This is a genomic window from Arthrobacter sp. 01N442, from assembly GCF_056399345.1.
Genome location: NZ_JBFTRD010000001.1, coordinates 390,089 through 404,372 on the forward strand (window position 1 = coordinate 390,089; position 14,284 = coordinate 404,372).

16 protein-coding genes and 1 pseudogene are annotated in these 14,284 nt (G+C 66.8%); 8 read left to right on the plus strand and 9 right to left on the minus strand.

Features of this window, described 5'->3' with window-relative positions; all coding sequences use genetic code 11:
• Positions 1 to 22: 22 nt before the first annotated feature.
• Together AC1DNC_RS01760 and AC1DNC_RS01765 are read left to right on the plus strand one after the other, a co-directional pair.
• Positions 23 to 445 carry an arsenate-mycothiol transferase ArsC gene (locus tag AC1DNC_RS01760; RefSeq protein ID WP_476860842.1) on the plus strand — a complete coding sequence of 141 codons (423 nt, stop codon included), beginning with the start codon at positions 23 to 25 and terminating at the stop codon, positions 443 to 445.
• A gap of 33 nt (positions 446 to 478) precedes the next feature.
• Complete coding sequence (locus AC1DNC_RS01765) at positions 479 to 1,729, plus strand: MFS transporter (protein WP_476860843.1); 1,251 nt, start codon at positions 479 to 481, stop codon at positions 1,727 to 1,729.
• Here the strand turns inward: AC1DNC_RS01765 and AC1DNC_RS01770 are convergent.
• Positions 1,726 to 2,094 carry a DUF7793 family protein gene (locus AC1DNC_RS01770; RefSeq protein WP_476860844.1) on the minus strand — a complete coding sequence of 123 codons (369 nt, stop codon included), beginning with the start codon at positions 2,092 to 2,094 and terminating at the stop codon, positions 1,726 to 1,728. The genes AC1DNC_RS01765 and AC1DNC_RS01770 overlap by 4 nt on opposite strands.
• A gap of 164 nt (positions 2,095 to 2,258) precedes the next feature.
• Here AC1DNC_RS01770 and arfB point away from each other — a divergent pair.
• The 3 genes and pseudogenes from arfB to AC1DNC_RS01785 all read left to right on the plus strand — a co-directional run bounded on the left by arfB (position 2,259) and on the right by AC1DNC_RS01785 (position 4,580).
• A pseudogene (gene arfB, locus AC1DNC_RS01775) lies at positions 2,259 to 2,681 on the plus strand (alternative ribosome rescue aminoacyl-tRNA hydrolase ArfB).
• A gap of 165 nt (positions 2,682 to 2,846) precedes the next feature.
• A complete protein-coding gene (locus AC1DNC_RS01780; RefSeq protein ID WP_476860845.1) occupies positions 2,847 to 4,013 on the plus strand; it encodes a cytochrome P450 in 1,167 nt (388 codons plus the stop codon).
• Positions 4,014 to 4,064: 51 nt separating this feature from the next.
• On the plus strand, positions 4,065 to 4,580 hold the full coding sequence (locus AC1DNC_RS01785; RefSeq protein ID WP_476860846.1) for a nuclear transport factor 2 family protein: 516 nt from the start codon (positions 4,065 to 4,067) through the stop codon (positions 4,578 to 4,580).
• Here the strand turns inward: AC1DNC_RS01785 and AC1DNC_RS01790 are convergent.
• Positions 4,522 to 5,325, minus strand: coding sequence for a chitosanase (locus tag AC1DNC_RS01790; RefSeq protein ID WP_476860847.1), 804 nt, complete (start codon positions 5,323 to 5,325; stop codon positions 4,522 to 4,524). The two genes, AC1DNC_RS01785 and AC1DNC_RS01790, sit on opposite strands and share 59 nt — an antisense overlap.
• A 215-nt stretch (positions 5,326 to 5,540) precedes the next feature.
• Between AC1DNC_RS01790 and AC1DNC_RS01795 the strand changes: the two genes are divergently transcribed.
• Entirely contained in the window at positions 5,541 to 6,326 is a 786-nt protein-coding gene (locus AC1DNC_RS01795) for an isocitrate lyase/PEP mutase family protein (protein WP_476860848.1), read from the plus strand.
• A 20-nt stretch (positions 6,327 to 6,346) separates the two neighbouring features.
• On the opposite strand, the gene AC1DNC_RS01800 is transcribed toward AC1DNC_RS01795, so the two are convergent.
• Both AC1DNC_RS01800 and AC1DNC_RS01805 read right to left on the minus strand, forming a co-directional pair.
• Positions 6,347 to 7,264, minus strand: a complete 918-nt coding sequence (locus tag AC1DNC_RS01800; RefSeq protein WP_476860849.1) for an NAD(P)-dependent oxidoreductase — start codon at positions 7,262 to 7,264, stop codon at positions 6,347 to 6,349.
• Positions 7,265 to 7,705: 441 nt separating this feature from the next.
• Positions 7,706 to 8,629 carry a LysR family transcriptional regulator gene (locus AC1DNC_RS01805; RefSeq protein ID WP_476860850.1) on the minus strand — a complete coding sequence of 308 codons (924 nt, stop codon included), beginning with the start codon at positions 8,627 to 8,629 and terminating at the stop codon, positions 7,706 to 7,708.
• 122 nt (positions 8,630 to 8,751) lie between these two features.
• On the opposite strand from AC1DNC_RS01805, the gene AC1DNC_RS01810 reads away from it, so the two are divergent.
• Together AC1DNC_RS01810 and AC1DNC_RS01815 are read left to right on the plus strand one after the other, a co-directional pair.
• Positions 8,752 to 9,294 (plus strand): PadR family transcriptional regulator, encoded by a 543-nt coding sequence (locus tag AC1DNC_RS01810; protein ID WP_476860851.1) that lies wholly within the window; start codon positions 8,752 to 8,754, stop codon positions 9,292 to 9,294.
• A 3-nt stretch (positions 9,295 to 9,297) separates the two neighbouring features.
• Complete coding sequence (locus tag AC1DNC_RS01815; protein ID WP_476860852.1) at positions 9,298 to 11,010, plus strand: ABC1 kinase family protein; 1,713 nt, start codon at positions 9,298 to 9,300, stop codon at positions 11,008 to 11,010.
• A 27-nt stretch (positions 11,011 to 11,037) separates the two neighbouring features.
• Here AC1DNC_RS01815 and AC1DNC_RS01820 read toward each other — a convergent pair whose 3' ends face one another.
• The 5 genes from AC1DNC_RS01820 to AC1DNC_RS01840 form a co-directional block, all read right to left on the minus strand.
• Positions 11,038 to 11,565 (minus strand): DUF427 domain-containing protein, encoded by a 528-nt coding sequence (locus AC1DNC_RS01820; RefSeq protein ID WP_476860853.1) that lies wholly within the window; start codon positions 11,563 to 11,565, stop codon positions 11,038 to 11,040.
• A gap of 23 nt (positions 11,566 to 11,588) precedes the next feature.
• Complete coding sequence (locus tag AC1DNC_RS01825; protein ID WP_476860854.1) at positions 11,589 to 11,891, minus strand: DUF4193 domain-containing protein; 303 nt, start codon at positions 11,889 to 11,891, stop codon at positions 11,589 to 11,591.
• Positions 11,892 to 12,035: 144 nt separating this feature from the next.
• The gene (locus AC1DNC_RS01830) at positions 12,036 to 12,695 is read right to left on the minus strand and encodes a dihydrofolate reductase family protein (RefSeq protein WP_476860855.1); all 660 of its coding nucleotides are present in this window, start codon (positions 12,693 to 12,695) and stop codon (positions 12,036 to 12,038) included.
• Between the two features lie 59 nt (positions 12,696 to 12,754).
• The gene (locus tag AC1DNC_RS01835) at positions 12,755 to 13,504 is read right to left on the minus strand and encodes a lytic transglycosylase domain-containing protein (protein ID WP_476860856.1); all 750 of its coding nucleotides are present in this window, start codon (positions 13,502 to 13,504) and stop codon (positions 12,755 to 12,757) included.
• Positions 13,505 to 13,613: 109 nt separating this feature from the next.
• On the minus strand, positions 13,614 to 14,024 hold the full coding sequence (locus tag AC1DNC_RS01840) for a hypothetical protein (RefSeq protein ID WP_476860857.1): 411 nt from the start codon (positions 14,022 to 14,024) through the stop codon (positions 13,614 to 13,616).
• Positions 14,025 to 14,284: the final 260 nt, after the last annotated feature.

Below are 14,284 nucleotides of genomic sequence, written 5' to 3' on the forward strand. Positions count from 1 at the left end.
CCAGCAAGAAGGAATCAAACCAATGATCCAGACCACGAAAAGGCCCGGCGTCCTGTTCGTCTGCAGCAAGAACGGCGGCAAATCACAGCTCGCCGCCGGACTGATGAACCAGCTCGCGAACGGTTCCGTCACGGTGTACTCAGCCGGGACAAACCCGGGCACGTCACTGAACCCCCAGTCCGTGGAGTCTCTGGCGGAACTCGGCATCGACATCAGCGGCGAACACCCGAAACCCATCACTGAGGCAGTCCTTGACGAGGTCGACGTCGTGATCGTCTTGGGCAAGGAGGCCAGAGTGGACGGCCCCGAGGGCAAGCGGCTTGAAGTCTGGGACACGGATGAGCCCTCCGAACGCGGCATCGAAGGCATGGAGCGCATGCGGCTGGTCCGGGACGACATCAAGTCCCGGATCCAGAAGCTGTATGCGGAGCTCACCGGTAGCTAGGCCATGCCCGCCGCGGCGCCATCAAGGACCCTGGTGGCAGAGGGTGCACCGCGCGGCGGTCTCGCCGCACTGTGCATTACCCAAACCACAGGGTGGGGCGTGCTCTACTACGCGCTGGTCGCCGCGGTCCGGCCCATCAGCGAGGACACCGGCTGGGACCCGGCTTTGGTCACCGGGGCCTTCTCCGCCGGGCTGCTGGTCTCCGCTGCAGCCGGAATCTTCGTGGGCAGGATCCTGGACAGGACCGGGCCGCGGACACTGATGATCAACGGATCGCTGCTGGGAGTGCTGGCACTGGTTATCGTGGCGATGGCACCAACCCTGCCCGTGTTCTTTGCCGCGTGGCTTTTGGCGGGGGCCGCGCAGTCCGCGGTCCTCTATCAGCCGGCCTTCACCGTGATCACCCGCTGGTACGGCCCTGCCCGCATCCGGCCCCTGACAATCCTGACCCTCGCCGCCGGCTTCGCGTCCACCATCTTCGCCCCGGTCACCGCCGCCCTGGCCTCCGCGTTCGGCTGGCGGGACGCTTTCCTCGTGCTCGCCGGGATCCTGGGTCTGGTCACAGTCCCACTGCATGCCCGCTACCTTAACGGTCAGTGGGCGCCGCCCGCTCGCGGCACCCCTGCGACAGACCACCGCGCCCGGCTGCGGGCCGTCCGGCGCAGTCCGGAATTCCTCGGCCTGCAAACCCTCATGGTGCTCCTCGGGTTTGGTCTTTACACCGTGACGCTGAACATCATTCCCCTGCTGCTTGAAAAGGGAGCCGACTACCCCACGGCCGCCCTCGGCCTCGGGCTTGTGGGCGCCGGGCAAGTCGGCGGCCGGCTGCTGTTCGCGGCCATCCCGCCCGGAGCCCGGCTGCCAAGCATCACCGCTGCGGCGGCCTGCGCTGTGCTCCTCCTGGCAGCCCTGCCCGGCCCGATGCCGGTGCTGATTGCGGCGGGAATGCTCGCAGGTGCCGTCCGGGGCTGCCAGACCCTTCTGCAGGCGACCGTCGTCGCTGAACGGTGGGGAACGCACGGCTTAGGCACCCTTCAGGGCGTCTTTGCGGCACCGCTGACCGCCGTGACCGCCGTCGCCCCGGCTGCGGGCACGCTGCTGGCGGTATGGCTGGGAACGTACACGGGCATGGGCTACGCCATGGCAGCAGCCGCCGGCACGGCGGCCGTGCTTGCGGCCGGCATGAGCCTGCGGCCACAACGGGCTGGGAAGTCCGACAGCTTTGGCCTTTCATCCACGGCACCGCCGCCGCGAGGAAAGAAGCGGCGCGACTCACGCCCTTAACCGGGGGAGATCCCGTCCAGCCACTTTAGGGCTTCCGCACGGGAGGTGAAATAGGCGTGCGGGCAGAAGTCATGGCGCCCCAGCGCTGCCGCCACGACGGTGTCCACCACCGTCGATCCCACCAGGGCAACGGCCGATACCGCCTGGGCACGCTCGTAAGCGCCCCTCGCCGCTGCGCTCACGGTCACGCTGGAGATATCCACCAGCAGGGGCAGCGCGCTGCCGTCACTGAGGCCGCGCATGACCTCGATGGACGCGATGGCGTCCTCAATTCCGACCTGCGAACCGGGCGCCCAGGACAGGTGCAGTAGCCGCCCGCTGAGACCGAGCCGGCCCTTGCCGTCTGCAATCAGGATTTCTTCCATGCCGCCCTCCCCCAGGGCCCCACAATACGCCTTGAGAGGCCAGATACACGGGACGCGGGCGGCAAAGGCGCTCCCGGCCATGAGCTCGGCGGTCGCAGCACCGCGGATGGCCAACGAAGCGTGCAGCGGCGTCGGGCGCGTCCAGAGTGTGCAACGCTGGTTGCATGGATCTCGAGGTGTCGCCCGCGCTCACCATCCCCTAGTCCGAACTCCGCTGGCGGTTCTCACGCTCATCCGGGCCGGGCGGCCAGCACGTCAACACCTCGGACAGCCGCGTGGAACTCTCGTGGAGTGTCGGCGGCTCGGCCGCGCTTTCGGACAGCCAGCGGGCGATGCTGGTGGCACGCCTGGGACGACGCCTGGTCCGCGGGGTGATCACGGTGACCGCTTCGGAGCAGCGATCCCAGCTGCGCAATCGCGAGAGCGCCCTGGCCAAGCTCTCCGAGCTTGTGGCCGAGGCCCTGACGGCAGAGGCTGCGCCGCGCCGGCCGACCAAACCTACCCGGGGCTCCAACCGCAGGCGCCTTGCCGCGAAGGAACGGCGGGCCGCGACGAAACAGCAGCGCCGACGGCCGTTCGCGGAGTAGCGGCTCCGGCCGCCCTTTTGCGGACCAGCGGCTCCGGCCATTCGCATTCGGCCCCTGTCGCCACGAGGGGGCATTGGATAAAATCAGGGTCCCCGGTCAATCGACCCGGGACCCCGGCGGCCGGGCCCGGACGCTAGCTCGCCGGGCTGAGCAGAGAGGCCAGCCATGGACTTCACCCCGGCCAGTGAGCATCCGCTGGATCCCTTTCCTTCCTACGAACGAATGCGGGAAACCGCCCCAGTCTTCCACCACGAGCAGTCGGGCAGCTGGCACGTCTTCCGGTACGAGGACGTGCAGCGGGTGCTCTCCGAACACGCCACGTTCTCCTCCCGGATGCGGGGCGACGACTCATCCGAGTCCGGCCACCTCTTCGAATCCAGCCTGATTACCACCGACCCGCCCCGGCACCGGCAATTGCGTTCCCTGGTGACGCAAGCCTTCACGCCGAAAGCCGTAGACGCGCTCGGTCCCCGCATTTCACAGCTCACGGACGAGCTCCTCGGGGAGATCACGGACCTCGGAACGGCGGACCTGATCCAGGCATTGGCCGTGCCGCTGCCGGTGATCGTGATCTCGGAACTGATGGGCGTGCCCGCCGAGGACCGCGACCGCTTCAAGGAGTGGTCAGACGTGATCGTCAGCCAGACGCGGACCAATGCGCTAAATGAGGATCATGAGGCAGCCAACCGGGAGATGACGGCGTACTTCCTGGACCTGATCGAACAGCGTCGGAGCCGGCCCGGCAACGACTTGATCAGCAGTCTGCTCTCTGCCGAGATCGACGGGCAGAAGCTAAGCGTGGTCGAGCTGCTGGGTTTCTGCAGCCTGCTGCTCGTTGCCGGCAATGAAACAACCACCAACTTGATCGGCAACGCTGTTCTTTGCTTCGCCGAAGTTCCCGGCACCATCGAACGCCTCCGCGGGGAACCGTCGCTGCTCCCCCAGGCCATAGAAGAGGTCCTTCGCTTTCGGTCTCCGGTCCAGTCGATGTACCGGATTGCCGTCGCCGAAACCGCTCTGGGCGATGTTCAAATTCCGGCCGGCGCCCCGCTCGTGGCGTGGATCGGCTCCGCGAACCGGGACGAACGGCAGTTCCAGCAGGCCGCCCGCTTCGACGTCGACCGCGGCCAGATCCGGCATCTTGCGTTCGGCCACGGCGTCCACTTCTGCCTCGGCGCCCCGTTGGCAAGGCTGGAAGCCAGGATCGTGCTGGAGGGCATCCTCAGCCGGTTGCCCGGACTCGCCCTGGATCCGGGAGCTCGCCTCGAACGGATGGAAAGCACCATCGTCTATGGCCTGAAAGCGCTCCCGGCCAGCTGGCAGGCGGCCTGAACGTCGCGATGAGCCGGTGCGCACCGCTTGCACCGGGAGCATACTGGTGGCATGAATGAGCGTGAGGACTTCTTGGCCTGGGTCCAGACCGCGCTGTACCAGGCGGAACTGGCCCTGCACAATGGCGACGCAGCGCCCCGCCGGGCGCTCTGGTCCCGCAATGAACCCGTGAGCGTCCTGGGTGCATGGCGCAACGCGAACGGCCAGCGGGAACTGGATGAGCTGTTCACGGGGCTCGCGAAGAGTTTCTCGGACTGCACGTCCTATGTGTTCGAATTGCAGGCATATGACGTGGTGGGCGACATGGCCTACACGGCGGGCCTCGAACACACCTCTGCGTCCGTGAACGGTGAGCCGCGGGCCTACACGCTGCGGGCCACCCAGGTTTACCGGCGCGAGGACGGCGAATGGAAAGTTGCGCATCGGCATGGCGAACACCGTGACGGAGACTCCGTAAACCTGCCTCCGGTACCCCGGTCGACGGCGGCACACGCGCGCGGCGGCCGCCTTACCTCACTCGGGGATATGATCCGAGCTCATACGGGTCGTCATAAACAGACCAGCTGATTGGTGGCGTGAGCTCAAGGTTTCCTGCTTCCAAAAGCCCGTTGTGGATATCCTGGCGCCCGTGCTTCTGGTAATCGCCCCAGGCCTTGAGGACTTTCACCCTGTCCTTCACGACGGCGGCGAGGAACTTAGCCTCGTCTCCGCCCTGGGCCGGGGGGCGTTCCGACTTCCGGGCTGCGGCCAGAATGCCACCGAACGACTCGTCGTCGTCCCCCGGGCCGTGGTTGACCGAGACGTCGTAGTAGATCGCAAGCCCCAGCGGACCAACGCCGTCCCGGACAGCTTCTTCGAACGCAGGCTGCCAATAGACCCTGTCCCGCTCCTGCTGTTGGGTCCGCTGGAAGGCCGGGTCACCCGCAGCGGCCTTCCAGTCGGCAGCGAAGCCAGGGTCCAGCAGCCGGTGGCTCAAGGCCGGGCGTTCCTTGTAGGGCGCCTCCATGATCTGCTGCAGGCTCGGCAGGTACTGCGCCAGCGGATTCCCGGGGGCGGCATTCGAGTAGGCCTGGAGGAGCTCGAGCATATCGCCGGTGCCGCTGCACCACCCCACCAGGCCGCCGGTGTAGCCGCGCCCGTCATCGATGTCCTCGATGTAGCCATAGGACGTGGTCCAGTCAGGAGTCGAATTCTCTGCGGTGGAGGTGAGCTGGAGCGCGATCTCCTTGTACACCGGATTGGCGATATCCGCCCGGGATTGGGTTTCGCCGTTTGCCTGCTGGTCTTTTCGTCCAAAAAGTCGATCAAACACCAGACCTCCCGAAGTTGTCGTGGCGCCGAGCCTAGCAGTCCGCCGGCCGGCGCAATAGGGCCTTTCCGGCACTGTGCAGCGACGCCGGACCCCTCGCATCCTGTCCGCGCCGGCGGACTGTTATCCGGCCTGCCGTCCATCCCTTGCGGCGGCCGGACGCGTTTGTAAACTGAACGGGAATCCACCTATTCGTTTGGCAAGGGATGGGATTGAAAATGACTACGTTTCGGGACCTCCACTACGCCGCAACGCCGTTCCTATTGCCGAATGCGTGGGACGCCGGATCCGGCCTGGCATTCGCCGATGCGGGATTCCCTGCCGTCGGCACCACCAGCTTTGGCATCGCTGCGAGTGCAGGCCTCCCGGACGGAGGCCGCTCCAGCAAGGCGGCAACGGCCGCTCTGGTGGCCCGCCTGTGCCGCCTGCCGGTCCACATCACGGCGGACATCGAGGACGGTTACTCCGATGACCCGGCCGAGGTTGCGGACTTCGTGGCCCAACTGGCTGCGCTCGGCCTGGCCGGGGTCAACCTGGAGGACAGCACGGCCGGTCATCTGGTTGATCCAGCAGTCGTCGCGGACAAGGTCGCCGCCGTCAAGCGACGCAGTCCGGCCGTGTTTGTCAACGCGCGGGTGGACAACATCTGGTTCGGCGAACAGGCCACCGTCGACGCCGTCCTGCGCCGCGCCGGTCTCTACGCCGACGCCGGGGCGGACGGAATCTTTGTCCCCGGGCTTGCGGCTCCGGACGACATCCAGGCCGTCACCGCCGGTGTCGCGCTGCCGGTTAACGTGCTGGCACATCCCTCACTGACCGTCCCTGAACTGGGTGAGCTGGGGGTCAGGCGGGTGAGTTCCGGCTCCCTGCCTTACCGAGCCGCCGTCGACGCCGCGGTGAACGTAGTCACCGCCCTGCGCGATGGCAAGCAGGCGCCGGCCGCCACCCCGTACTGGGAGATGCAATCGCGCTTGGTGTCCTTTAGCGAACGTTCCGAGAATTGACTCGGCCGGGCCGCCCCGACCTAACTCGCGGGGAGCCCCAGGCTGCCAGCGGTGTCCGGATCCTGCCTGATTCCGGCATAGTAGGCAGCGGCCATGTCCTGCTTTGCGCGGCCCTGGGAGGCGACTCGTTCGAGGCGCTCGGCCGATGCCTCCACCCCGTCTAGCCGAACACCCTGCTCCCGGGCGGCATCGAGGATCAGCCGGGCGTCTTTCAGGGATGTGTCGACCGCGAAGGACGCCGGTTCCAGCCGGTCTTCGAGGATGAGGCCGGCCTTGGTTCGCAGGAAGGGCAGATCGAGGCCGCCGCCGTCGATCAGCCCGAAGAACTGCCCGGGATCCACCCCGAGCGCCTCGGCGAGGGCCAGGATCTCACCGGCGGCATTCGAGGCGGCGATGACCCAGCTGTTGACGACGAGCTTCAGCCGGGTTGCGGAGCCCGCGGCCGCGTCCTGCCCCGTCCAGACCGTGCGCGCACCGATGGCGTCCAGGACCGGCGCCACTCGTTCGCGGACTGCGTCCGGGCCGGCCGCGATCACTATAAGCTGGCCGGCCTCAGCGGGCTCGCGGGTGCCGGAAACGGGCGCTTCGACCAGGTCGAGGCCTACCTCGTTCGCCAGGTCCGCGAGGGCTGCGACGTCGTGCACGCCGACGGTAGTGGACTGCACCCAGGCGGTGCCCGGGCGGACTCCCGCTGCCGCTTCTCGGATTACCTCGGTCACGGCGGCAGCATCAAAGAGCATGGTCAGCACGACGTCGGCGCCCGCAACAGCCTCAGCCGGGGACCCGGCTATCTGTGCCCCGGCGTCGCCGAGCGGGACGGTCTTGGCCTGGTCGCGGTTCCACACGTGGACTTCGTGTCCGGCCCGCAGCAGATTCCGGGCCATCGCGGCCCCCATGATGCCGGTGCCGAGCACAGCCACCTTGCGTTTCATGTCCATCCCGAAGTCCTCTCGATCGTTGCGGGTGCCTTAGCGATCCACGTCTGTGTAACTGCCCTGGCGGCCCTGACTGTCCCAGGCAGTCATCCTACCCACCAGGGTGTGGACGTCCGCGTAGCTGCCCGGTCGCCCCGCATGCTCGGCCCGCCCCCCGGCCAGGACGTCGACGTCGGTGTACCCGCCCGGCTGCGTCCTCTTCGCCGGGGCCGAGCGATGAAGGGTGTCGGTATCCGTGTAGGCGGCCTTCCTGGCCGGTCCGCGGAGTGGCTGGTGAATGGCAAAAGTACTCAAGGAATCTCCAATTGCTTAGACAGGCGTCCAAAGAGGCCGCGCCGTGAAGTGCCGCGTCCGGGCTCTTCCTGAGCCCGCGGCTGCTACCCACCCTTCTCCGAGCAGCGATAGCTTTCAAAGAAGCAAAGTCCATCGCGCGATAGGGAATGTTTATTCCTGCTGGTCAGCCGGCGCATTTTCCAAGAATGTGAGATCGATCCCACGGGCCACCTCAGTGAGCGCGCGTGCAAGGACGCTTTGCGGCTCGCGAGAGAGCGTCACGAGCCCGATGTGTGGCCGCCGCTCCGATCCGATCAGCCGGAGGGCGCGCAGGCCACGGGGAATCCGAAACACATGCAACCAAGCCGCCGGCACAATGGTGGCCCACAGGCCGGCGCTCATTTGGGCCAGGAGCGAAGCGACCGAGTCCGTCTCAAGCCGCGGGTCAGCGGTCAAACCCACGTCCAGGAACGCTTCGTCCACCTGCCGGCGCCCCTGCATCGACCGGTCCAACAGGCACAGAGGCAGTGTCGCGGCGCCCGACCAGCCCACCGCAGTGCCCTTGAATGCCCCGTGGGCCTCCGACGTGAGGAGCACATACTTTTCGCGGTACAAGCTGGTCATCTCAAAACCGTCCGGAACCGGGTCGGCGACGTAGCTAATTCCGGCGTCAATTTCGTAGTCGGCCAGCAGCCGCAGCACGTCCTCGGACCTGAGGTCGGACGCGACATGGACGTTGGCCAGAGGATGCGCCGCGCAGAAAGCGGCGGTCAGCCCGGACACGGCGGGTGACGCGGTCGGGATCGTGCCGATTCGAAGCTGTCCCGTCACGCCGGACCGCATGGCCGCGATCTGCGCCGTCAGGGCACTGCGGTCCGCCAGAATGCGGCGCGCCCACACCACAATCTGTTCACCCTCGGCCGTCAGACCTTCGAACCTATTGCCGCGCCGGATCAACGGGACGCCCAACTCGACTTCAAGCTTCCTGATGCCCTCGGACAAGGCCGGCTGGGACACCGAGCAACTCTCGGCCGCCCGTGCGAAGTGGCGCTCCCGGGCCAACGCGACCATGTATTCAAGCTGGCTGAAGATCATAGCTTCTGGTCTACCGCACGCAGACAACGAATCCACCACCCCGGCCGCTCCAACCCCTAGTTTTCCCCTATATCGGAATGTATCGTTGAGTATCGTTCGCGACTCACTAAGGAGAGACCAGCATGCGTAGTTCATACCCGGCCGGCGGCTTTGGAGCACCCAACATTGATAGCATGTGGCAGGCGGTTGAAGACCTGCGCGCGCGGTTCGAGAAGCGCTCGGGAACCCGTGCGGGTCGTGGCGAGGTGCGGTCGGCGGTACTCGCCCTGCTCGCTGAGCGGCCGATGCACGGCTACCAAATCATCCGTGAAATCGAGGAGCGCAGCAGCGGCAGCTGGAAGCCGAGTGCCGGCTCCGTCTACCCCACCTTGCAGCTCCTGGCCGATGAGGCGCTGATCCGTGCCGAGGAGTCCAACGGCCGCAAGATCTACTCGCTAACCGAGGCGGGCCGGGAGGAAGTCGCCGGCGCCGATGCGTCGGCACCGTGGGAGCCTACGGGCCACGCAGCCGCCCCCGGTTTCGCGGCGCTACCCAAGGCCGGAGTCGAGCTCGCGCAGGCTGCCTCCCAGGTGGGCCGCACGGGCTCGCCAGAGCAGGTGCAGCAGGCCGTGGCGGTGCTCAACGAGGCGCGTCGCCGGCTGTATTCGATCCTCGCCCAGGACTGACCGGTGCCGTCGGGCCGCCGGGACCGGGCGGATCCGGTTCCCGGCGCCGGGGACACCCGTGCACGCTACCGTCGGATCCTGCGCTTCGCCGCGTGGCATCTCGCGGAGACCTGGTGGTTTGAACTGTTCCTCCCCCGGGTGGGGCTGGGCAGCGTTGCCGGGCGTACCCGGACGAAGCGGATGCGCCGTTTCGCGCAGCGCTTCCATGTGCTCGCGGTGGAGCTCGGCGGCCTGATGATCAAGGTCGGGCAGTTCCTGTCGTCCAGGCTCGACGTGCTTCCGCCCGAAATCACCAAGGAGCTGGAGGGGCTGCAGGATGAGGTGCCGCCCGTTCCGTTCCCCGCAATCCGCGCCCTTGCCGAGGCGGAGCTGGGTGCCCCGCTGGACCAGGTTTTCGACTCAGTAGAGGAGGTCCCGATCGCCGCGGCATCGCTTGGGCAGGCACATCGAGCACGGCTCCTGCCCGCCAATGCCGCCGACGCCGGGCTTCACAGCGTGGTCTTGAAGGTGCAGCGCCCGGGCATCCGCGAGATTATCGACGTCGACCTGGCGGCCCTGCGGAAGGTCGGCGGATGGCTCAGCCGCGTGCGCCTGGTGTCCAGCCGCGCGGACATGCCGGCCCTGGTCGAGGAGTTTGCACAGATCAGCCTCGACGAGATCGACTACCTGCATGAGGCGGCGAACGCGGAGCGCTTCGCGGCTGATTTCGCCGATGATGACCGGGTGGACGTGCCCGAGGTCGCATGGGAGTGGAGCACCCGCCGCGCGCTTGTTCTCGAAGACGTTGCGGCGATCAAGATCACCGACGCCGGGGCGCTTCTCGCGGCGGGAATTGACCCGGCGAAGGTGGCGCCGGTTTTTGCCTCGGTGATGTTCGACCAACTGTTTACCAACGGGTTCTTCCATGCAGACCCGCACCCCGGCAACATCTTTGTCACCCCGGTTACCGATCCATCGGCGGCTCGCCCGTGGAAGCTGACGTTCATCGACTTCGGCATGATGGGCGAAGTTCCGCCGCGCACCCGCAGCGGCCTACGGAAGCTGCTGATCGCGGCCGCCTCGCGTGACGGCAAGGGCCTGGTCAACGCGATCAGCGACGTGGGGGTGCTGGTTCCGACGGCCGACAGGGCAGAGCTGGAGCGGGCGATGACGCAGCTCTTCGCCCGCTTCGGCGGGATGGGCTTTGCCGAGCTTCGCGAGGTGGACCAGCAGGAGTTCCTCGAGTTCGCCGTGGAGTTCGGCGATCTGGTCCGCTCGCTGCCGTTCCAGCTGCCGGAAAATTTCCTGCTCATCATCCGGGCGATGTCGCTGACCTCGGGTGTGTGCAGCTCGCTGGACGCCCGCTTCAATCTCTGGGACGCCGTCGAACCCTATGCGGCGCAGCTGCTGCGCGACGAACGGGGCAACCTCGTCCAGGATGTGGCACAGCAGGTGCTCGACGCCGCCGGGGTGGCCGTGCGCCTGCCGAAACGCCTGGACGGCCTGATCACCGGGTTCGAGGACGGGCCACTGTCCGTGGCCAATCCGCGCCTCGAACGGCAGCTGGCCCGGCTGGACCGCACGGCGCAGCGAGCCGCGTCGGCGCTGGTCTTCGGCGCGCTGCTCATTGCAGGCGCCGTGATCCGGGCGGATGACTTGTTGCTCGGCAACGTGCTGATGGTTGGGTCGGTTGTTCCGCTGCTCCACGGGCTGTGGGCGGGGCGCCGAGGCCTCTGAGTGCGGTGTGAGGACAAACCGCTCGGACTACCACCCGCCGGTGCCCGGACCGCCCTTGAAGGGACCGACGATCTGCCTGGTGATCCAGCCGCCGTAGAAGTCACCCGCCTGGGCGGCCACTCGCTCGCCGTCGACCTCGCAGGAATCCATGCGGGCCGGGTAGAGGGCCACCCTGGTGCTCAGCGCTTCGAACCCCCGGGCGGGATCGGGATAGGTCCACCCGCCGCGGGGAACCACAACACCGCCGGCCACGACGTCGAAGTAGTGCGCCTGCCCCTTGAACTCACAGAAGCTGGTGCCCTCGACCGGGACCAGGACGCCGGCGGAAAAGGCATCCAGCGGCAGGTAGTAGACCGGCGGATGACTCGTTTCCAGGACGCGCACTGAATCGGTGGTGTCGGCAATCACCTGGCCGCCGAGCCGGACAACGATCCGTTCCGATCGCGGCTCGACCCTGGGCGGCCGCGGATAGTCCCAGACCGACTCTTGACCGGCCTCAGGTTTGATGGGCTGCGGACGCCGTAGGAAGCCGGGAAAGCCGTGAGCAGGAGTCATATTAACCGGAGACCTGAGCCGTCCTAGCCTTCGCACTCGATGCAGTACGAATGTCCGTTCCTTTGGCTCGCGAGCTGGGAACGGTGCCGGACCAGGAAACAGGAGAAGCAGGTGAACTCGTCTTCGGCCTGGGGAATGACTTCAACGACGAGTTCCTCGGCGACAAACTCTCCGCCGGGGGTGATGGCATCATCCAGTGCATCGGATTCGTCCAGTTCCCGGACAACGCTGCGGGCATCCGGCGCGTTGGCGGACTGCAGCGCTTCGAGGGAGCGTTCCTGGGATTCCTTGACGTCGGAACGTACTTCGTCGTAATCAGTTGCCACTTAGGTCATTCTCTCTTCCGTCGTTCTTATCTGACGCAGATGCAACGTACGAAGTGGCTACGGAATTCCCTGTTTCGGTGTACAAGCTTCGCGGAGTGTGCGAACAGAGAGAACGCGCCTCCCGGACTGGCCTACCGGCCCTACCTACCTGGCCGCGCGCCGCGTGAAGATCAGGTGGGTGACTCCGAGTGGAGAAGGGGTGGCTTCGATGTCAAAGCGTTGTTCAAGGTCTTCGAGTCCGTCCCAGAGCCGTTCCCCTCGTCCCAGGACGATCGGCACGAGGACGATGTGCATGTGGTCGATCAGGTCGGCCTCAAGGAACTGGCGAATCGTCCGGACGCCGCCACCTATCCGGACGTCGAGGTCTCCGGCCAGGGCGCGGGCCTGCTGAAGCGCTGAGACGGGATCGGCGTCGACAAAATGGAAGGTTGTCCCGCCTTCCATTTCGAGCGTCGGCCGGGGGTGGTGTGTCAGAACAACGACGGGGGTATGGAAGACGGGGTTATCGCCCCACCACCCCTTCCATTCCTCGTCCTGCCAGGGACCGCGTTGAGGACCGAACTTGTTTCGACCCATGATCTCCGCACCGATCCCTGGCTTCCACTGGCTGGCGAAGGCCTCATCGACGCCGGAGGAGCCTTCCGACTCCCCGTGGAAGCCCATCTCGCGGAAGGTGCGCGTTTCGAAGGCCCATTCCATGAGCCGTGAGCCAGCGTGGCCAAATGGAGCCTCGAGTCGCTGGTCCTCGCCGGTGCCGAAGCCGTCCAGGGAGACCGAGAAGTTGTGCACGCGGACGAGGGACATGTCATCTCCTGGGGCTGCTGGCCGTTTGCGGACACTCTATGGGGATCACACCCCGCGGCTCAAGGGGTTCCAGCCTTCTCGGCATAGGCAGTGGCGTGGCTGCGCACCTGGCGGATGTAGTCGCCCGACTGGTTGTAGGCGTAAATGGCGTCGGTCCATCCTTGCGCCGTAGTGAGGTCGCGGCCGCTGCCGCACAGATACGTCGCCGCGCTGAGGGCGGCGTCGTCGATATTGAGCGGATCCGCTTTTCCGTCACCGTTCCCGTCCCGCCCGGCGAGCTGCCAGGTGGAGGGAATGAACTGCATGGGCCCGACGGCGTGGTCCCAACGGGCATCACCGTCCAAGGCGCCGGCGTCCGTGTCCGCGATGGCGGCAAAGCCGACGCCGTTGAGGCTGGGGCCCACGATTGGGCCGCTCGCCTGCCCGGCGCTGTTGAGGCTGCCGCCGCCGTATGATCCGTGCGCTGATTCGACGAAGCCGACGGCCGCCACGGTGTTCCACCCGATCCCGCAGCCGGGCGTCGCTTCATTGGCCGAGACAGCCGCAGCCACGTAGGCCCGGAGCGCGCGGGCCGGGATTCCGGTCTGAGCGGCGGCGCGGGTGAGCCACTGGGCATCAGGGTTGCGGCTGACGTTCACGGCGGTTGTGATCCCGGTGGACAACATTTCAAGCTTTGCCCCGGCCCGCGGCGGTGCAGGAGGGGCCCCGGCTGAGTCCGCGCCGGGCTGCCGGATTACCCAGAACGAGAACGCGATGATGATGCACAGGGCGAACAAGCCGAAAACCAGAAGGCGTTTGAGACGGAGCACTGACCAATCAAACCATCCGGCCCTGAACAGGGAAAACCGGGGAATTGCGGTAGGCAGTCAGAGCCGGAACCCGGCTCACCATCAGGAGCTGATCCTCACCCTGAGTCGGTCAGATGCCTTGGTAGGCGCCGGAACCCTGCTCGGGAATCTCCCACTCCCCCTCCGGCGTCCGGAACCCACGCATCGACCCGAACATCAGGTCGGTCATCCCGGTGGGATCCCCGCCGCAACGGACAAAATCTTCCCGCCGACGGCGGCCCATCCGCGTGGTATTTCGGACGCCCCCAACCGTGACCAGGGTTGCGCCCAACACTGCGGCGGTCAGGACGAACGGCACGTCAGTGCTGAAGCAGGAGGCCAGCCATCCAGCGGAAATTGCTCCAGCCGCGATCCACAGAACGAAGCCGGTGACTACTGCGCCGCGCAGCGATGCGTTACTGGGACGGCGGATGGGGGTGAACTTGGCGGGGTCGACGGGGGTATAGCCGTGCCTGGCACGGCGGCCGGATTGTTCGGGCATGAAGTTCGTCTCCCCTTGAGATGTTTTGACGGCTGCCTCCGCTGGCCGGGGGCATGCTGGCTCTCCCCCGATCCTAGTCCGGAAAACGGCGACGGCCCCGCTAATCGACGTGGCCCGGGATGCTGCTGCGTCCGCGCACCCGTCCGACGCCTAGCCGCCGCGTTAAAGCAAAACCCCCCTCCTGCGAGGGGGTTGCTGTGCCCGAGGTGGGACTCGAACCGGGTTCCAGCCCTTGGATTTCCGCCCTTCCCCCGAAAATG